We start from the raw sequence: 18,126 nt of genomic DNA, 5'->3' as shown, positions 1-18,126 counted from the left end.
TATCGGTGCGCCATGACGCATCCATTCTACGCGATCCATAGTCACGGGCTGATCCGGGTTGCCGCCGCTACGCCGCGCGCTTCCGTGGGGGATACCAGCGCAAACGCCGAGGGGACGATCGCCCTGGCGCGCGAGGCGGATGCGCGGGGCGTCGACCTCGTCGTTTTCCCCGAACTGAACCTCACCTCCTATGCGATCGACGATCTGCATCTCCAGACCGCGCAGCAGCGCGCGACGCTGGCCGCGATCGCGACGGTCGTCGAGGCAAGCGCGACCTTGCGGCCGGTGCTGCTGGTGGGGGCGGCGCTGGTGCGGAACGGGCGGCTGTATAATTGTGCGCTGGCGATCGCTCGGGGCGAAGTTCTCGGCGTGGTGCCGAAGACGTTCCTGCCCAATTACCGCGAGTTCTACGAGAAGCGCTGGTTCGCCAGCGGCATGGGAATGACCGGACTGACGATCGAGCTCGGCGGCAAGGACGTGCCGTTTGGGACCGACCTGATCTTCGCCGCGCGCGACCTCCCCGGCTTCGTCTTCCATGCCGAGATCTGCGAGGATTACTGGGCCCCCACCCCGCCCTCGACCGCGGGCGCGCTCGCGGGTGCGCTGATCTGCTGCAACCTGTCCGCCTCGAACATCGTCATTGGCAAGGCACGCGAGCGGGCGATGCTGGCGGCGTCGCAGTCCTCGCGCGCGATGTGCGCCTATGTCTATTCCGCCGCAGGCCCCGGCGAGAGCACGACCGAGGTCGCGTGGGACGGCCAGGGCCTGATCCACGAACTGGGCGAGCAGATCGCGGAGTCGGAGCGGTTCTCGACCGAGCCGGAACTGGTGGTCGCCGACGTGGACTGCGAGCGCATCACCCAGGACCGCCTGCGCAACGGCACGTTCAACGATGCGGTAGTGTTCGGCGGCAATCCTGAGACGCGTTTCCAACGGATCGCGTTCGATCACGAACCCGTGCTCACGGACGGCGGACTGGAGCGCGCCATTCGCCGCTTCCCGTTCGTGCCGAACGATCCGGCGCGGCGTGACGACGACTGCTACGAAGCGTTCAACATCCAGGTGGAGGCGCTGTCGAAACGGCTCGTTTCCGCAAAGGCCGAAACGATCGTGATCGGCGTATCGGGTGGCCTCGACTCGACCCACGCGCTGATCGTCGCGGCCAAGGCGATGGACCGCCTCGGACGCCCCCGTAGTGCGATCCTCGGCTTCACCATGCCCGGCTTCGCGACCGGCGAAGGCACCAAGGCCAACGCTTGGGCGCTGATGCGCGCACTCGACATCACCGCCGAAGAGATCGACATCCGCCCCGCTGCGACACGCATGCTGGAAGACATCGGCCACCCGTTCAGCGATGGCGAACCCGTCTACGACATCACCTTCGAGAACGTGCAGGCCGGGCTGCGGACCGATTACCTGTTCCGCCTCGCCAACCAGCGGCGCGGTATCGTTCTCGGCACCGGCGATCTCAGCGAGATGGCGCTCGGCTGGTGCACCTACGGCGTCGGCGACCAGATGAGCCATTACGCGGTGAACACCGGCGTGCCGAAGACGCTGATCCAGTTCCTGATCCGCTGGTGTATCCGCACCGACCAGTATGACGCGGCGACCGACGCGATCCTCTCGACGATCCTCGCGCAGGAGATTTCGCCCGAACTCGTCCCGGCCAGCGCGGACGGCGCGTTGCAGAGCACCGAGTCGATGATCGGGCCGTATGCGCTCAACGACTTCTTTGCGCACTACGTGATCCGGCACGGCCTCGCTCCGTCTAAAATCGCGTTCCTCGCCTGGCACGCGTGGCGCGATGCGAGCGTCGGTGCATGGCCGGAGGATCTGCCAGCGGACGCGCGCGTCGCCTACGACCTGCCGACGATCCGGCATTGGCTGGAAAAATTCCTGTTCCGGTTCTTTACGACCAGCCAGTTCAAGCGATCCGCAATGCCCAATGGGCCGAAGGTATCGGCGGGTGGCGCGCTGTCTCCTCGCGGGGACTGGCGTGCGCCTTCGGACGGAATTGCAACGGTCTGGATCGAAGAATTGCGGTCAAGCGTTCCATAGGGTTCGCCGCGCCATCTTGCATAAACCGCGTGCCGGGCGCATTATGAAAATCCTATGACAGTGGCTCCACCGGATGGATCGCGCGATCGCCGGATCGAGATCCCTTCCAATCTTTGGCTGATTCACCCGGCAGGCCGTGCGCTTTTGCCGCTTGCGTTGGCGCGTGGGATTTCAGCGAATTCGGTGTCGATCGCCGGGCTTTGCCTCGGTGGAGCAGCCGCGCTCGCCTATACCCAGTGGGGAAACTGGGCGCTCGCGCTGGTCGGACTGGTGCTGTCGATGGGGTGGCTGATTGCCGACGGACTCGACGGAATGGTCGCGCGCGCGACCAAGACCGCGAGCCCGCTTGGGCGGATGCTCGATGGGTTGTGCGATCACGGCGTGTTCGCGCTAATCTACACCTCGCTGGCGATCACGATCGACACGCCCGAGGGTTGGATCATCGCCTTCGCCGCCGGTGGCGCGCACGCGGTGCAGTCGAACATGTACGAAGGCGAGCGCTCGCGCTTCCATCGTCGCATCAAGGGCGTGGCACTCGAAGCGCCGCCCGTGCCCACCGGCAACGCGCTCGTCCGCTTCTACGACGGCGTCGCGAGCAGCATCGACCGCATCGCCATGCCGTTCGAGCGCACGCTCGGCCAGTCGAGCGACCCGGTCGCGCTCGGCGCGCTCTATGGGGCCCGGGCCGTGGCGCCATTGCGCTTCATGGCCTTGCTTACCGCGAATGTGCGAGTATGGGCGATCTTCGTCGCCTGCTTCGCGGGCAACCCACGCATCTTCTGGTGGTTCGAGATCGTCGCTTTGACGCTCGTCGCCATCGTCGGGCTCGTTTGGCACCGTCGTGTCGAACGGGCTTTCGTCCGCACTTCCGCAACGCGACCGAAGACCGCGTCGCGCATGCATCTTTCGTAAGGAACAGGGTCAGTAATGAATAGCATTCGGATCGCCGTGGTCGGCATCGGCAACTGCGCGAGCTCGCTCGTCCAGGGCCTCGAGCATTATCGCGAGGGGGCAAACGACCAGGTTGGCCTGATGCATTTCGACATGGGCGGCTACAAGCCGAGCGACATCAAGGTCGTCGCGGCGTGGGACGTCGATCGGCGCAAGGTCGGCAAGGACGTCGCCGAAGCGATCTTCGCCAAGCCCAACTGCACCGCGGTGTTCGCACCCAATGTCGGCAACACCGGCACGATCGTGAAGATGGGCAAGAAGCTGGACGGCGTCGCCGACCACATGGCCGATTTCAAGGACGACCGTACGTTCCTGGTCTCCGACGCCGCCGAGCCGACCCGTGAAGAGGTCATCGCCGACCTCAAGGCCTCGGGCGCCGACGTGCTGATGAACTACCTGCCGGTCGGTTCGCAGGAAGCTACCGAATTCTACGCCGAGTGCGCGATCGAAGCGGGCGTGGCGTTCGTCAACAACATCCCCGTCTTCATCGCGTCGAACCCGGTCTGGGCGAAGAAGTTCGAGGACGCGGGCGTCGCGATCATCGGCGACGATATCAAGGCGCAGCTCGGCGCGACGATCGTCCACCGCGTGCTGACCGACCTGTTCGCCAAGCGCGGCGTGAAGCTGGATCGTACCTACCAGCTAAACACCGGCGGCAACACCGACTTCCTCAACATGTCGAACCATCGCCGTCTCGAGTCGAAGAAGATTTCGAAGACCGAGGCGGTCCAGTCGGTCGCGGCCGAGCGGATGGACGACGACAATGTTCATATCGGCCCGTCGGACTATGTCCCCTGGCAGAACGACAACAAGGTCTGCTTCCTGCGCATGGAAGGCCAGCTGTTTGGCGGCGTGCCGATGAACATCGAGCTGCGTCTCTCGGTCGAGGACAGCCCCAACTCGGCTGGCGTCGCGATCGACATGATCCGTTGCGCCAAGATCGCCAAGGATCGCGGCATCGCCGGCGTGATCGACCCGGCCTCGGCCTATTTCTGCAAGCACCCGCGCACGCAGATGACCGACGATCTCGCGCAGATCGAAGTCGAGCGGTTCATCAAGGCCGCCTGACATGATCGATACGGCTGTCCTCCTCGCCGCCGGGGAAGGCAGCCGCCTTCGCACCTCCGCTCCGTACAAGCCGCTGTGTGGGGTGGCGGGGCGACCGTTGATCGCCCACGCTTTGGAAGGACTGGCCGAGGCTGGTTTTGCGCGGGCGATCGTGACGGTGAGCTATGGGCGTGAAGCGATCGAAGCGTATCTCGGGAGCCGGCACTGGCCGCTGGTGGTCGAGACGGTCCTTGCGGACCACCGCGAACCTAACGGCGTGTCGGTACTGGCGGCGCGCGATGCGCTGGACGGTGGCGAAGCGATCCTCGCAATGTGCGATCACCTCGTCAGCCCTGAGCTCTACGCTCGCATGGCCAAGGCCGGCGCTGGCGGTGGCCTCCGTCTCGGTATCGACCGGCGCCTCGGTCACGACTGGGTCGACCCGGAGGACGTGACCTGCGTCGCGACCGAAGGCGACCGTATCGTTGCGATCGGCAAGGGTCTCGAACCGCACGACTGCTACGACACCGGCGTTTTCGCGATCGGCCCTGCGCTCTCGGATGCGCTGGCGACGCTGGCCAGCCCTTCGCTTACCGAAGGCGTCCGCTTGCTAGCCGCGCAAGGCCTGGCCCGCATCGTGGATTGCAGCGACATAGACTGGATAGACGTCGACGACGCCCCCGCACTCGCCAAGGCCGAAGCCTGGATGGCGACCAAGGCGGATGCGGTAGCGGCTTAAGCCATTGTTCTCCTGCGAAAGCAGGAGCCCATGATACCGAACGAAACGCGCCTGACCCTGGACTCCTGCGTTCGCAGCAGAACAGTCACTCGGACTGAACGTCGACCCGCGGATCGGGCACCTCGAGCGTCGCACACGTCCCGACCGCAGCATTCGCGATCGTCACCGTCCCGCGCAACTGCCGCGCGAGGCTCCCGATCATCCGCATCCCCAGGCTCTTGCGCGACGCCGTCTTCAGATCGAAGTCCGCCGGCAACCCTGCGCCCGTATCCGAGACGGTCAGCACGATCCGCCCATCAGCGCTCCGGATCGTCACGGCAATCGCGCCGCCCGCATCGTCGTACGCATATTTGATCGCGTTGGTGACGAGCTCGGTGACCAGCAACCCGACCGGGATAGCCGTGTCCGCGCTGATCAGGATCGCGTCGATGTCGCACTCGATCCGGTGGTTCGGCGCCTGCTCGGCCAGCCCTGTGGCGATCCCGCATACCAGGTCGTTCAGCGCCACGATCCCGACCTGCTCGCCGCGCCACAACTGGTCGTGGGTCTGCGCGATCGCCGTGATCCGCGCCTGCGCATCGCCGAGCAACCGCGTGATCCGCGGATCGTCGTCCTCCTGCATCTGCAGGTTGAGCATCGCCGATACCAGCGCGAGGCTGTTCTTCACGCGGTGGCTCGCTTCCCGCGTGAGCAGTTCCTGATGCTCCATCGCATCGCTCAGTCGCTGCTCGGCATGCTGCCGCTCGATCGCGACGCCGATCAGATTGGCGAAGCCCTGCATGAACGACAGGTCGGCCGGTTCGAACTTGCCTTCGTCGGGGCTGTCGACCTCGAGCACGCCGAAGCGCTTGCCCGACGTCTCGACCAGTACGTTGATCGCCCGGCGGATGTTGTGCTCGGCCATGAACGCGGGCGTTCGAAACCGGTCCTCGTTCTCCAGATGGTTCGAGATCACCGCCTCGCCGGTCTCCAGCGCAAAGCCTGCCGGCGACGCGAGATCGGTACGCATCTCGGTCGATCCGACCACCCCGGGCGCCCAACCGGTCCCCGCCCGGACGAGCAAACTGTCCTGCTCAGGTCGATATTCCAGGAACTTGCAATATTTCGACCGCATACCCTCGGCACATAATTCGGTAGCGCGCTGAAGCATGGGATCCAGATCCCGCGCACGCAGAGCCTCGATCCCGAAATCGGCCAGGATGGACTGCTGGCGAAGACGATATTGAAGCTCGCCGGCGCCCGGAGGGGCATCTCCACCCGGAGATTGCTCGATAACTGTCACGCCTGCTCCGTTCGTCGAAATTACGGGTCTGTCCTGCCGGCCTCGGCTAGAGGTTCAAGATGGCGGTTGCAGGGCGGCCTGCGGGTTACTCGTGCGATTGCGCGATATTTTCGCATACGGTGCCATCCCGCACCGCCCCGCATCCGTAATTCTAATCACCCTATCCGTCATCCTGACGAAAGTCAGGATCCAGAGCTGCTTGACGCTGACCTCCGTAACCCTGGATCCTCACTTTCGTCAGGATGACGGCTGAAGCTCGTGAATGTCTGTTCGCCCAAAGTCCGCCGCAGCCCGGCAATCCAGGCTTGCGGCAGGCTCCAGTCGATCAGCGCGTCAGCTTCTTGTACGCCAGACGCGTAGGCCGATCCGCCGCATCGCCCATGCGACGACGCTTGTCCTCCTCGTACGACGCGTAGTTGCCCTCAAACCACTCGACGTGGCTGTCGCCCTCGAACGCGAGGATGTGCGTCGCGAGGCGATCGAGGAAGAAGCGGTCATGGCTGATGACCACCGCGCAGCCCGCGAACGTCTCCAGCGCCTCTTCGAGCGCGCGGAGAGTCTCGACGTCGAGATCGTTGGTCGGCTCGTCGAGCAGGAGGACATTGCCACCCTCCTTGAGCATCTTGGCCATGTGGACGCGGTTGCGCTCACCGCCCGACAGCTGGCCGACCTTCTTCTGCTGGTCCGGCCCGCGGAAGTTGAACGCGCCGACATAGGCCCGCGTGCCCATCTCCTGCTTGCCGAAACGGAAGATTTCGAGCTCGTCGGAGATTTCCTGCCAGACGTTCTTGTTCGGATCGAGATCGTCGCGGCTCTGGTCGACATAACCGAGCTTGACGGTCGAGCCGACCTCGATCGTGCCCTCGTCCGGCGTTTCCTGCCCGGTGATGAGCTTGAACAGCGTCGACTTGCCCGCGCCGTTGGGGCCGATCACGCCGACGATGCCGCCGGGGGGCAGCGTAAAGTCGAGACCGTCGAACAACAGCTTGTCGCCATACGACTTGGTCAGGCCCTTGGCCTCGATCACCTTGCCGCCGAGACGCGCCGGCAGCTGGATCAGGATCGCGGCCTTGCCGGCAACGCGGTTCTCCTGCTTCTCCATCAGCTCGTCAAACGCGCGGATACGTGCCTTCGACTTGGTCTGGCGGGCCTTGGGGGTCTGGCGCATCCACGCCAACTCGTCGGCGATCGCCTTCTGCTTGCCGGCCTCTTCGCGCTCTTCCTGGCTGAGGCGCTGCGCCTTCTTCTCCAGATAGCCCGAATAGTTGCTCTCGTACGTGTAATAGCGCCCGCGATCGAGTTCGAGCACCCAGTTGACGACGTTGTCGAGGAAGTAGCGGTCATGCGTCACGAGGATGACGTTGCCGGTATATTCCTTGAGGTAGTTCTCCAGCCACGACACGCTTTCGGCGTCGAGATGGTTGGTCGGCTCATCGAGCAGCAGGATCTGCGGCTTTTCCAGCAACAGCTTGCAGAGCGCGACGCGGCGCTTCTCGCCGCCCGAGAGGTTGACCACCGACGCATCGCCCGGCGGGCAGCGCAGCGCTTCCATCGCCTGTTCGAGCTGGCTGTCGAGCGCCCAGCCGTCGACCGCGTCGATCTTGGCCTGAAGCTCGCCCATCTCCTCCATCAGCGCGTCGAAGTCGGTGTCGTCCTTCGGATCGCCCATCTCGGCCGAGATCGCGTTGAACCGGTCGACCAGGTCCGCGACCGGACGCACGCCGTCCTTGACGTTGCCCATCACGTCCTTGGTCGGATCGAGCTGCGGCTCCTGCGCCAGGTAACCGACGTTGACGCCTTCCGCCGCCCAGGCTTCGCCGGTGAAATCGGGATCCATGCCGGCCATGATCTTCATCAGCGTCGACTTGCCCGAGCCGTTCGGGCCGATGATCGCGATCTTGGCCGACGGGATGAACTGCAGGTGGATGTTGTTGAGCACGGGCTTGTTGGCACCGGGGAAGGTCTTCGACAGACCCTTCATGACGTAGGTATACTGGACGGCCATGTGGGTGCCGAGCTCCGTTCTGAATAAGGGCGGGATTTGACGTGCGCAGATAGCGATGCGGCGAGCCGTTGGCAAACGGGGAGCGCCGACATACGCTGCCCCCATGATGAAACGCACCCTGCTCGCGGCGCTGGCCGCCTCCGCCCTCACCTCTCCTCTGTCGGCGCAGCGTACCGCCGCCCCGGCGACCGCCGCCGACGCGAAGGTCGCTGCACTCCGCGACAAGGCGCTGACCGACGATACCGCGTACAAGATCGTCGAGGGGATCACGACCGAGGTCGGCCCACGCATGACCGGCACCGAGGCGGCACCGCGCGCGCGCGCCTGGTCGGTCGCCAAGCTGAAGGCGCTTGGGTTCAAGAACGTGCGGATCGAGAAATACCAACTTCCGGTCTGGTCGCGCGGCACGGAGAGCGGGGAACTGGTCGCGCCCTATGCGCAGAAGCTTCACTTGGTCGGCCTCGGCAATTCGGGCGCGACGCCGCCGGGCGGGCTGACCCTGCCGATCGTGTATTTCCCGACGTACAACGACTTGGCGCTCGCCGCCGACGGCAGCCTGAAGGGCAAGATCGCATTCGTGTCGAACGCGATGCAGCCGACCCAGGACGGATCGAGCTATGGGTCGCAGGGCACCGCGCGCTTCGTCGGACCGAACGTCGCCGCCAAGAAGGGCGCGGCGGCGATCGTGATCCGGTCGATCGGCACCGATCACGGGCGCGGGCCGCACGCGGGCAACACCAATTTCGAAGCGGGCGTGACGCCGATCCCCGCAGCGGCGCTGTCGGTTGCCGACGCCGAGCATGTCGAGCGGCTGGTGAAGCTCGGCAAGCCAGTGACGCTGAAGCTGGTGCTTGAAGACAAGCAGGCCGGGATGCAGGAATCGGGTAACGTCGTCGCCGAGGTTCCCGGCACCGACCCCAAGGCGGGCATCGTGCTGGTCGGTGGCCATCTCGACAGCTGGGATCTCGGCACCGGCGCGATCGACGACGGCGCGGGCATCGCGATCACCGCTGCTGCGGCCAAGCTCGTCATGGACAGCGGCCAGCGCCCACGCCGGACGATCCGCGTCGTCTGGTTCGGTGACGAGGAGAGCGGCGGGTTCGGCGGAACCGCCTACGCCAAGGCGCATGCCGGCGAGCGTCACGCGACCGCCGCCGAATCGGACTTCGGCGCCGACCGCGTCTGGCGGTTCGAGAGCAGCCTGCCCGCCGCCGCCAAGCCCATCGAGGATCGTCTCGCCGTCGCGCTCGCGCCGCTCGGGATCATCCGCGGTGCCGACGTCCCGCATGGCGGCACCGATGTCGGTCCAATCATCGCCACGGGGGTAGCCGGGATCGACCTCAACCAATCGGGCCTGCGCTACTTCGATTACCACCACACGCCCGAGGATACGCTGGATCTGATCGACCCCGAACAGCTTCGCCAGAACGTCGCGGCTTGGACCGCGATGATCGCCACGGTGGCCAATGCACCCGAAGAAATCGGCTCGATTGTGCCTCATAAGTGACGAGTTGCGGCAACCGATCTGTCATCGTTCTGCCGCAAACCTTGCGGGCGGATGAATTTAGCGGATTGACCGCCCGCCGGGGTCCGCTATTTGACGGGACTTCGCGACGGCAATCGGGTCGGCCGCGAGTGAAACTATGCTTGGGAGCATTCGAATGAAGAAGATCGTTCTGATCGCTGCTGCCGCCGGCCTGATGTCCGTCGCAGCCTGCAGCAAGTCGCCAGAAGCCGCCGCAGTTGAGAACAACGCGGACATGCTGGCTGACAACATGGAAATGCAGGCTGACAACATGGACGCCATGGCGGACAACACCTCGAACGCAGTCGCTACCGACGTGCTCGAGAACGCTGCTGACAACATGAACGCAGCTGCCGACAACGTCCGTGACGCTGCCGACGAGAAGACCGACAACATGAACTAAAATCTGTCGGGCGTTTTTACGCTCGATAGGATTTAGTGTCGGAAAGGGCGTTCCTTCGGGAGCGCCCTTTTTCTTTGTCCTTTTGCTTGTGCGCTCTTTTGCGGGATGTCCGCTTGCGCTAACGCAGGCGCCGGTGGGGCCTGTAGCTCAACGGTTAGAGCTGGCCGCTCATAACGGCTAGGTTGCGGGTTCGATTCCTGCCGGGCCCACCAACCCTTCCCGGATCCCGCTAGAACGAGATCGGTCGCACCGAAGTGCGCACAGCTGAATTCCTCAATCTTTCATGAGCCTTAGCGTCCATCCGTAAGCGGATGTGTAGTTAAGATCCTGTAAACGAACTCACATCACCGCGACTTGACGTGCTTTAGACGGCGAATTGCGCCAAATGATCGATAGTCAGTAGATTTTCAATGTTTCTGAACAAAGTGTCAGGTACAGGCATTTACGTGGATTGCGACGATCCTCGTCGTAGCTACGGGAGATGCTTAATGTTTATCAAATCTTTGGCCATGGCTTCGGCTGGCCTGGCGCTCGTCGCCGCACCTGTCGCCGCTACCGCCGCACAGACCAGCTCGGTCAGCAGCCTGTCGGTTGCGAAGTCGGCTCGCGCAGGCACGGCGACCGTCAAGAAGAACAACTTTGCTGACGGTGGCCTCATCGTAGTCGCACTCGCAGCAGTCGCCGTAGGCGGCGCGCTGTATCTCGCGATCGACGGCGACGACGACGATTCGGACAGCAACTGATCGTCCGGGCCGGTGTTAACGCACCGGCCCATTCGTACCGTATTTCGGTACGCGACATTCAGCGGATGGCACCGGTGCCGAGCTGGGTGTTAAGATACACCGTGACGAGCGCAGCGCGCTTCGCATCCTCGATCTTGTCCGCACCCGCCGCATGGCCGCCTTCCGGGTTCTCGTAATAGAAGAACGGGTTGCCATAAGCCTCCAGCCGCGCCGCGAACTTTCTCGCATGACCTGGATGGACGCGATCGTCCTCGGTCGAGGTATAGATGAACGGCGTCGGGTATCTCACGCCGCGCTTCAAATTCTGATATGGCGAGTATCGCGCAATGAACGCCCAGTCCGCGGGCTTGTCCGGGTCGCCATATTCCCCGATCCACGACGCCCCCGCCGACAGATGCGAGTAACGCTGCATGTCCAGCAGCGGTGATCCCATCACGATCGCTCCGTAAAGATCCGGGCGCTGCTCCATCGCCACGCCGACCAGCAGGCCGCCGTTCGACCGTCCCGACACCGCGATCTTCCGCTTGGCGCTGACGCCGGTCCGCACCAGGTCGTCGCCGACCGCATGCAGATCGTCATACGCCTTCTGCCGGTTCTCGCGCAGTGGCATCTGGTGCCAGCGCGGCCCGTACTCGCCGCCGCCGCGGATGTTGGCGAGCACGAACGCGTTGCCTTCCTCGACCCAGAACAGGCCCGCCGGACCCGACCGATAGGGCTGGTCGACGAGGTAGGTCGGCGTCTGCGCATTACGGAAGCCGCCATAGGCGTGGACGAGAGCAGGCACCGGTCCGGTCGTGCCCTTCTTGCGCACCAGGAAATACGGGATCTTCGTGCCGTCCTTCGAGGTCGCGAACCGCTGCTCCACCTGCATCGTCGAAGCGTCGAAGCGCGCGGGCAAAGTGTCGACCGCGACCGGCTTGGCATCGGGGCGGACGGCATACAGCGCGGGCGGGCTGAGGAAGCTCTCGACCATCGCAAACGCAACGTCGTCCTTCCCCGCAGTCGCATCGAGGTGGATCGTCGACGATGAAGGCAGCGCCGCGACCCGTTGCGTCCAGACGCCGTCCGTACCGCGCGTCAGCGACACCAGCCGCCCCGAGACATCGTCGAGCATCTTGACCCACAGCACCGACCTGCTCGAATCGACCTGCTCCACCGCCTGCGTCTTGGTCGGCACCAACACGCGCTCGATTGTCGGTGCACGCCCCGCCAGCACGTCGGCGATGCCGTACGCCACCACCGAGCCGCTCGCGATCCCGCGCCAGTCGGAGGCTAGCGTAGCGATCAGGCGACCATCGAGCACGGTGTTCAAGACCGCATCATCGGGCAAGGGCGACGGCACCAGCCGTCCGTCGTCGGCGACGTGACTCCGCTTCGAATGGAAGAAATCGACGTTGCGCGAGACGACCGCGTAACGCCGGTCAGCTTCGGTGTAGACATCGCTGTCGATCCCGACATCGTCCTGCATCGCGCTGGTAACGATCGTTGCGGAGGCAAGCGGCGTGCCACGCTGCCAGCGCTTCACGGTTCGTGGATAGCCGGACTTGGTAAGACTGCCGGTACCGAAATCGGTCGCGACATACAGCGCGTCAGGACCCGCCCAGTTCAGCCGGGTCTTGAAGCTCGGCACGACGAAGCCGTCCGCGACGAACTTGCCCGAGGGAATGTCGAATTCGCGCTCCTCGACCGCATCGCCGCCGCCGTTCGAAAGCGCGACCATGCAGCGATCGTAGGACGGCGACCGGCACGTCGCGCCCTTCCACACCCAGCTCTTGCCCTCCGCCTTGCCCAGTGCGTCGACGTCGATCAGCGTCCGCCACACCGGCTTGCCGCTGCTGAACGACGCCAGCGACGCGACCCTCCACAGGCCGCGCACGTTCGTCTTGTCCTGCCACAGGTTCAGCACCTGATCGCCGACGATCTGGTCCGGCGTCGCGATCTGGCGATCCGCTTGCAACAGGTCGAGCGCGCGCTGGCGATAGCGCGCATAACCAGGCTTCGCCTCCAGCGCGGCGAGCGACCGCGTGTTCCACCGCTTCACCGTATCGAGCGCACGCGCGCCGTGGATATCCTCGAGGTACAGGTTCGGATCGGTAGCGGGGGCCGGCGTCTGTGCCAGCGCGGTCGTCGAAAGGGCCAGCAAGGCCAGGAACGGCAGGCGTCTTTGCATCATCACTCTCTTTTCGTTCGATGATGCGACCTTAGGCAGCCCGGCCCGCTCTGCTAACCCCTTCTCTCCCGCCAACCGCGATCACTCGGCCTCCAGCGCGAGAAGTGCGAACGTCGCCAGCCAATGCTCGCCCATGTAATCGTCCGCGAGATGCGGCAGCGCCTCGGCCAGATGTACGTCGGCGATCGTGCGGGCTGCTACCGGATCGGGCAAGGCATCGGCGATCGTCCGCCAGCACCATGCGCGCGACAGGTTCACGCCGTCGAGATGCGCGAGGCGCCCGTCCGAACGGTCGCTGACGATAGCCGGTGCGCGGAGGCAAGCCGTCGCCGGACCGAACGGGTCGGGCAGGAACGCCGCCAGCCACGGCGCGAAATCGCCGCCCAGGACGTCCTTCATCAACGCTGCCTCGCACAACGTCGCCGACAGGAAATCCTCCCCGCTCGGCTCGAACGGCCGGCAATCCCGATCGTCGCCGTACCAGTCGCGCGCACGCGTCTCGATCAGCGCGGCCAACGACGCGTCATGCGTCCGCGCCCAGCGCAGCGCATGGACGAGCGCGAACGCGGTGCAGTCATGCTTCCCGCTCCGCACCGGATAGATGAGCTTCGGCAAATACGCCGCAAACCGCGCCGCAAATGCCCGCGCGAGCGGCTCGATCGCCGCCGCCCAGGGCCGATCGGGCCGCCGCGCCAGTTCGTCATGCAGGGCAAGCAGCCACCCCCAGCCATAAGGCCGCTCGAACCCGCCTGTCCCCGGCCGGTCGAGATAGGCCACCTCGCCCGCGATCAACGCAGGCACCAGCATCCGGTCCGCCAGCGCCTCGACCGCCGCGGCTTCCGCCATGTCCGGGTACAGCCGCGCGAGCCGCATCACCTGCCACCAGCCATGCACACAGCTATGCCAGTCGAAACTGCCGTGGAACACCGGATGCAACGTCTTGGGCAGCGCCAGGTCGCTTGGCCCGTCCAGCACCTGGTCGAGCTTGTACGGCCATTCGCGGGTCAGGTGCCCGAGCGTCAGCCCGGCAAATCGCGCCGCGGTCGCGCGGTCGAGCGCATGTATCATCGCGTCATCCCAAATCGTTCGTCGGACATCCGGTCAACTGCTGTGATCCGAAATGATCTTCCACGCCGCACCCCGCCGCTCGAACACCAGCGTGGTCATCCCGGATTCGCTCGTCGACGGCCCGGTCAGTGTCCAGCGCGCGAACAGGATTGCATGCGCCGGATCGAGGCCCCGCATTTCCAGGAACGCGAACGACAGCTTGCCGCGCGCGTTACCCGTCCCGCGAAAGCTCGGCCGGTATTTGGCGGAGATCGCCTCCTTGCCGCGCAGCAACCCCTTCGGCGTCACGAACACGGCATCCTCGGCATAGACGTCCATGAACCGCGCAAGATCGCCTGCGTTCCAGCCCGCCGCGCTAGTCTCCATCGCCTTGCGGATCACGATCTCGGCCGGCGTCTGCGCGATCGCAGGCGCTGCGATCGCCATGATCGCCAGGGGTAGCATCGTGCGTCGCATCAGTTCGTCACTCCCGCGCCATCAATTCCAGCAACGCCGCCTCACCCACCGGTTCGGACAGCAGGAAGCCCTGGTACAGGCTGCACCCGCCCGCGGCGAGCAGCTCGAGCTGCGCCGGCCGCTCGACACCCTCGGCGATCACCGCCAGTCCCAGTGAACGCGCCATCGTGATCGCCCCGGCCACCACCACGCGGTCGCGCGCACTGCCATCGATGTCCCGCACCAGCGCCTTGTCGATCTTCACGTAATCCAGCGGCAGCGACTTCAGATAGGCGAGGCTCGAATAGCCCGTGCCGAAGTCGTCGATCGCCACCCGGCACCCTGCCCCGCGCAGTTCCGCGAGCAACGCCGCCGCCGCCGCAAGGTCCTCGATCAGCCCGGTCTCGGTAATCTCGACGGTCAGCCGTCCGCGGGGAAACCCGCTCTCGTCGATCCGCGCCAGGAACAGCGCGCCGAACCCCGGCCGCGTGATATCCGCCGCCGTCAGGTTCAGCGACACGCGCAACGTTCCCAGCGCCTCCGGCCATGCAACCGCCCGCGCCAGCACCAGCCGCTGGATATGGTCCGACAAAGCGATGCCCAGGTCGGCCCGGTCTGCGGCATCGAACAGCGTATCCGCACCTAGCGGCCCGAGCACCCGGTGGTTCCAGCGCGCCAGGGCCTCTACCCCGGTGATCTTGCCGCTCGCGATCTCGACCTGTGGCTGCCAACGCAGGTCGATCTCGTCGCGCTCGATCGCATGGTGCAGGTCGATCGCCAGCGCATCGATTGGCGCGACCCCGTCGGGCAGCGCGACGTGGAGCACCGATCCGTCGCTCGCCTTCGCCTCGGCCAGCGCCTCGCTCGCACGACGCAGCAACGCCGCCGCATCGTCGCCAGGCTGGCGCTGCGCCACACCGAAGCGGCAGCCGAGGACGGCACGCGTATTCGCCACCGCGAACGGCCGCGCGAGCGCCGCATCGAGCGCGGTGATCGCGGCCGTCACCGCCGCCCCCGCCGCCTCGATCACCAGCACGAACTCCGACCCGCCGAGCCGCGCGACCATCGCATCCACGCCGATCGCCCCACGCGCGACCGTTTCCGCCCGCAGCACCGCAGCCTCGATCAGTTCATCCACCGCAGGCCGGCCATGCGCCGCGTTGACGATATCGAGCCGCGACAGCGCGACGAGCACCACCGTCACCGGACTTTCTTCGGCGATCCGCCCTACGATCCAGCGCCGCGCTTCGCCGGTTTCCCTGTCGAACGGCGAAGCGCCCGGTATCGCGCGCCGGTCAATCGTGCCACCGGATGCACGAGCGGCGTAACGCCCCGCGAACCGCAGCGCCTGGACGAGTTCGCCATCGCTGGCGGGGCTGGCTAGGAACTGCGTCGCGCCGGCATCGAAGAATTCGCCGATCGCCTCGACGTCGCCGCGTGACACCAGCACCAGCAACGCGGCACCGTTGGTGGCGACGATCCCACCCAGCCTGCGTGTCGCCGACAGTCCGTCGTCGAGCGCACCGCGCGCATCGATCAACGCCACAGCCGCACGGCTCGCCAGGAATCGTCGCTCCAACCCGTCGGCATCGTTCGCGACCGCCGCCCGCCATCCCGCACCGGCCCCTGCGCTCGCCAAAATCTCCGCGATCTCATCATGTTGACGGAACGATACCGCGAACAGCGTCGTTGCCATCTGCATGTCTTCCATATCCGTCGCACCCCGCTCCATCGGTGCGAGCCTAGCCGCCGCATCGCCGCGCGCCAATCCAATACCAGCCGATCCGGCCTTGTTAGTGGGACAGTCACGTCTTAGCTCGGAGGGGATGACGATGGCACCAACCCTCGAGCAAAAGCCTTTGCGCGATACGCATGGTCGCACGATCAAGTATCTGCGCATTTCGGTGACCGACCGCTGCGACTTGCGCTGCCGCTACTGCATGTCGGAAAAGATGACCTTCCTGCCGCGCAGCAAGCTGTTGAGCCTTGAAGAGATCGCGATCATCGCCGAGCGCTTCATCGCGCGCGGCGTCACCAAGATTCGCCTGTCGGGCGGTGAGCCTCTGGTTCGTCGCGATGTGGCGGAACTGGTCCAGCGCCTCGGCCACAACATCGGTTCGGGCTTGGAAGAGCTGACGATGACCACCAACGGCACGCGCCTCGCGCAGCATGCCGACGCGATGGTCGATGCCGGTATCCGCCGCGTCAATGTCAGCATGGACAGCCGCGATCCCGAACGCTTCCGCTACATCACGCGCCATGGCGACGTGTCGCAGGTTATCGGCGGCATCTACGCAGCGCGCGACGCAGGCCTCGCGATCAAGATCAACATGGTCGCGTTGAAGGGCTTCAACGAGGACGAGATCGGACCTATGCTGGCTTGGTGCCGCGACGAGGGCTTCGACCTGTCGCTGATCGAGACGATGCCCTTGGGTGCGATCGACGAGGACCGTACCGATCGCTTCCTCCCCCTGACCAAGGTCTTCGAAGACCTCGGCCAGCAATTCACGCTAGCCCGCGACGCACACAAGACCGGTGGCCCCGCACGCTACTGGAACGTCGACGGCACGAAGACCCGGCTCGGGCTCATCTCGCCGCTGACCGCCAATTTCTGCGACGGCTGCAACCGCGTCCGTCTCACCACCGAGGGCAAGCTCTACATGTGCCTAGGCCATGACGACCAGGTCGATCTCAAGGCGGCACTACGCGAGGGCGGCACCGCCGGTCTCGACGAAGCGATCGACGCCGGCCTGTTCGCCAAGCCCAAGGCGCACGACTTCCGCATCGGCCAGGGCGAAGGTCCCGCCGTCGCGCGCCACATGAGCGTCACCGGCGGATGAGCCTGTACGAGCGGCGGGCGCTGGTCGCGTCCAACACCCCGCCCGCTCGTGCCGCCCAGGCCGAACTCGCCGACATGGGCGAGTGGGTGCCCGTCGAGGAAGCAGACGTCGTCATCGCGCTCGGTGGCGACGGCTTCATGCTCCAGACGCTCCACACGATGCTGGAACGCCGCAAGCCGCCCGTCCCCGTGTTCGGCATGAACCTCGGTACGGTCGGCTTCCTGATGAACGAATGGCGCCACCACGGCCTTACGGACCGGCTGGAGCGTGCAAAACCCTTCAAGGTCATCCCGCTCAGCATGACGGCAATCGGCGTCGACGGTCGCACGCACACGCTGCCGGCGATCAACGAAGTCTCGTTCCTGCGAGAGACACGCCAAACCGCCAATCTCGAAGTGACGGTGAACGATCGCATCGTCCTCGCCGAACTCGCCTGCGACGGCATCCTTGTCGCCACCCCCGCCGGCTCGACTGCATACAATCTGTCCGCGCACGGCCCGATCCTGCCGCTCGGCTCGGGCATGGTCGCGCTGACGCCGATCAGCCCATTCCGCCCCCGACGCTGGCGTGGCGCGATCCTGCCCGACAAGGCACGCATCCGGATCCGCGTGCTCGACCCCGGCAAGCGCCCCGTCTCTGCGGTCGCCGACCAGCGCGAGATCCGTGACGTCGCTCAGGTCGACATCTGCATGGACCGCGCCCGCGAACTCACATTGCTGTTCGATCCCGAGCACGCGCTCGACGACCGCATCACGATGGAACAGTTCGTCGCCTGACCCGCGGTTCGTCCCGGACTTTCACTTTTTCAAACAAACCTGCTTGCATCGCCCGACTGGCCGTTTATAGAGCCGCCTCCGGCA

15 protein-coding genes and 1 tRNA gene are annotated in these 18,126 nt (G+C 65.4%); 10 read left to right on the top strand and 6 right to left on the bottom strand.

Features of this window, described 5'->3' with window-relative positions:
• Window positions 1–12: 12 nt before the first annotated feature.
• Genes QFZ54_RS03225 through QFZ54_RS03210 form a run of 4 tightly spaced genes read left to right on the top strand, consistent with a single transcriptional unit; the run spans window position 13 to window position 4,795 of the window.
• Window positions 13–2,058, top strand: a complete 2,046-nt coding sequence (locus tag QFZ54_RS03225) for an NAD(+) synthase (RefSeq protein WP_307084353.1) — start codon at window positions 13–15, stop codon at window positions 2,056–2,058.
• 54 nt (window positions 2,059–2,112) lie between these two features.
• Window positions 2,113–2,970 (top strand): CDP-alcohol phosphatidyltransferase family protein, encoded by an 858-nt coding sequence (locus QFZ54_RS03220; protein WP_307084352.1) that lies wholly within the window; start codon window positions 2,113–2,115, stop codon window positions 2,968–2,970.
• 15 nt (window positions 2,971–2,985) lie between these two features.
• Window positions 2,986–4,077: an inositol-3-phosphate synthase gene (locus QFZ54_RS03215; protein ID WP_307084350.1), complete on the top strand. Its 1,092-nt coding sequence runs from the start codon at window positions 2,986–2,988 to the stop codon at window positions 4,075–4,077.
• 1 nt (window position 4,078) lies between these two features.
• Complete coding sequence (locus QFZ54_RS03210; protein ID WP_307084348.1) at window positions 4,079–4,795, top strand: phosphocholine cytidylyltransferase family protein; 717 nt, start codon at window positions 4,079–4,081, stop codon at window positions 4,793–4,795.
• Between the two features lie 85 nt (window positions 4,796–4,880).
• On the opposite strand, the gene QFZ54_RS03205 is transcribed toward QFZ54_RS03210, so the two are convergent.
• Together QFZ54_RS03205 and ettA are read right to left on the bottom strand one after the other, a co-directional pair.
• A complete protein-coding gene (locus QFZ54_RS03205) occupies window positions 4,881–6,077 on the bottom strand; it encodes a sensor histidine kinase (protein ID WP_307084346.1) in 1,197 nt (398 codons plus the stop codon).
• 325 nt (window positions 6,078–6,402) lie between these two features.
• Window positions 6,403–8,082, bottom strand: coding sequence for an energy-dependent translational throttle protein EttA (ettA, locus tag QFZ54_RS03200; RefSeq protein ID WP_307084344.1), 1,680 nt, complete (start codon window positions 8,080–8,082; stop codon window positions 6,403–6,405).
• Window positions 8,083–8,185: 103 nt separating this feature from the next.
• On the opposite strand from ettA, the gene QFZ54_RS03195 reads away from it, so the two are divergent.
• The 4 genes from QFZ54_RS03195 (at window position 8,186) to QFZ54_RS03180 (ending at window position 10,753) form a co-directional block, all read left to right on the top strand.
• Window positions 8,186–9,589, top strand: coding sequence for a M20/M25/M40 family metallo-hydrolase (locus QFZ54_RS03195; RefSeq protein WP_307084342.1), 1,404 nt, complete (start codon window positions 8,186–8,188; stop codon window positions 9,587–9,589).
• A gap of 154 nt (window positions 9,590–9,743) precedes the next feature.
• Window positions 9,744–10,010 carry a hypothetical protein gene (locus tag QFZ54_RS03190; RefSeq protein ID WP_031393308.1) on the top strand — a complete coding sequence of 89 codons (267 nt, stop codon included), beginning with the start codon at window positions 9,744–9,746 and terminating at the stop codon, window positions 10,008–10,010.
• 136 nt (window positions 10,011–10,146) lie between these two features.
• Window positions 10,147–10,222 (top strand) — tRNA-Ile (locus QFZ54_RS03185).
• A 276-nt stretch (window positions 10,223–10,498) separates the two neighbouring features.
• The gene (locus QFZ54_RS03180; protein ID WP_307084335.1) at window positions 10,499–10,753 is read left to right on the top strand and encodes a hypothetical protein; all 255 of its coding nucleotides are present in this window, start codon (window positions 10,499–10,501) and stop codon (window positions 10,751–10,753) included.
• A gap of 58 nt (window positions 10,754–10,811) precedes the next feature.
• Here the strand turns inward: QFZ54_RS03180 and QFZ54_RS03175 are convergent, their stop codons facing one another.
• The 4 genes from QFZ54_RS03175 to QFZ54_RS03160 form a co-directional block, all read right to left on the bottom strand.
• Window positions 10,812–12,926 carry a prolyl oligopeptidase family serine peptidase gene (locus QFZ54_RS03175; RefSeq protein ID WP_307084333.1) on the bottom strand — a complete coding sequence of 705 codons (2,115 nt, stop codon included), beginning with the start codon at window positions 12,924–12,926 and terminating at the stop codon, window positions 10,812–10,814.
• 78 nt (window positions 12,927–13,004) lie between these two features.
• Window positions 13,005–13,991, bottom strand: coding sequence for a DUF2891 domain-containing protein (locus tag QFZ54_RS03170; protein ID WP_307084330.1), 987 nt, complete (start codon window positions 13,989–13,991; stop codon window positions 13,005–13,007).
• Between the two features lie 33 nt (window positions 13,992–14,024).
• Window positions 14,025–14,447 (bottom strand): YybH family protein, encoded by a 423-nt coding sequence (locus QFZ54_RS03165; protein WP_307084328.1) that lies wholly within the window; start codon window positions 14,445–14,447, stop codon window positions 14,025–14,027.
• A 7-nt stretch (window positions 14,448–14,454) separates the two neighbouring features.
• Window positions 14,455–16,128 (bottom strand): EAL domain-containing response regulator, encoded by a 1,674-nt coding sequence (locus tag QFZ54_RS03160; RefSeq protein ID WP_307084326.1) that lies wholly within the window; start codon window positions 16,126–16,128, stop codon window positions 14,455–14,457.
• A gap of 124 nt (window positions 16,129–16,252) precedes the next feature.
• Between QFZ54_RS03160 and moaA the strand changes: the two genes are divergently transcribed.
• Window positions 16,253–17,266: a GTP 3',8-cyclase MoaA gene (gene moaA / locus QFZ54_RS03155; RefSeq protein WP_373458428.1), complete on the top strand. Its 1,014-nt coding sequence runs from the start codon at window positions 16,253–16,255 to the stop codon at window positions 17,264–17,266.
• Window positions 17,263–18,042 (top strand): NAD kinase, encoded by a 780-nt coding sequence (locus tag QFZ54_RS03150; RefSeq protein WP_307084322.1) that lies wholly within the window; start codon window positions 17,263–17,265, stop codon window positions 18,040–18,042. The genes moaA and QFZ54_RS03150 overlap by 4 nt, the downstream gene beginning before the upstream one ends.
• Window positions 18,043–18,126 lie beyond the last annotated feature (84 nt).

Origin of the sequence: Sphingomonas faeni (assembly GCF_030817315.1) — a bacterium.
Classification (GTDB): Bacteria; Pseudomonadota; Alphaproteobacteria; order Sphingomonadales; family Sphingomonadaceae; genus Sphingomonas; species Sphingomonas faeni_C.
This window is presented reverse-complemented; position numbering and strand designations above follow the sequence as displayed.

Excerpts from the sequence above, each read along its gene's own strand:
- QFZ54_RS03225 (WP_307084353.1), top strand. The coding sequence starts at position 13 with ATGACGCATCCATTCTACGCGATCCATAGTCACGGGCTGATCCGGGTT.
- QFZ54_RS03220 (WP_307084352.1), top strand. The coding sequence starts at position 2,113 with ATGACAGTGGCTCCACCGGATGGATCGCGCGATCGCCGGATCGAGATC.
- QFZ54_RS03215 (WP_307084350.1), top strand. The coding sequence starts at position 2,986 with ATGAATAGCATTCGGATCGCCGTGGTCGGCATCGGCAACTGCGCGAGC.
- QFZ54_RS03210 (WP_307084348.1), top strand. The coding sequence starts at position 4,079 with ATGATCGATACGGCTGTCCTCCTCGCCGCCGGGGAAGGCAGCCGCCTT.
- ettA (WP_307084344.1), bottom strand. The coding sequence starts at position 8,082 with ATGGCCGTCCAGTATACCTACGTCATGAAGGGTCTGTCGAAGACCTTC.
- QFZ54_RS03195 (WP_307084342.1), top strand. The coding sequence starts at position 8,186 with ATGATGAAACGCACCCTGCTCGCGGCGCTGGCCGCCTCCGCCCTCACC.
- QFZ54_RS03190 (WP_031393308.1), top strand. The coding sequence starts at position 9,744 with ATGAAGAAGATCGTTCTGATCGCTGCTGCCGCCGGCCTGATGTCCGTC.
- QFZ54_RS03180 (WP_307084335.1), top strand. The coding sequence starts at position 10,499 with ATGTTTATCAAATCTTTGGCCATGGCTTCGGCTGGCCTGGCGCTCGTC.
- QFZ54_RS03175 (WP_307084333.1), bottom strand. The coding sequence starts at position 12,926 with ATGATGCAAAGACGCCTGCCGTTCCTGGCCTTGCTGGCCCTTTCGACG.
- QFZ54_RS03170 (WP_307084330.1), bottom strand. The coding sequence starts at position 13,991 with ATGATACATGCGCTCGACCGCGCGACCGCGGCGCGATTTGCCGGGCTG.
- QFZ54_RS03165 (WP_307084328.1), bottom strand. The coding sequence starts at position 14,447 with ATGCGACGCACGATGCTACCCCTGGCGATCATGGCGATCGCAGCGCCT.
- QFZ54_RS03160 (WP_307084326.1), bottom strand. The coding sequence starts at position 16,128 with ATGCAGATGGCAACGACGCTGTTCGCGGTATCGTTCCGTCAACATGAT.
- moaA (WP_373458428.1), top strand. The coding sequence starts at position 16,253 with ATGACGATGGCACCAACCCTCGAGCAAAAGCCTTTGCGCGATACGCAT.
- QFZ54_RS03150 (WP_307084322.1), top strand. The coding sequence starts at position 17,263 with ATGAGCCTGTACGAGCGGCGGGCGCTGGTCGCGTCCAACACCCCGCCC.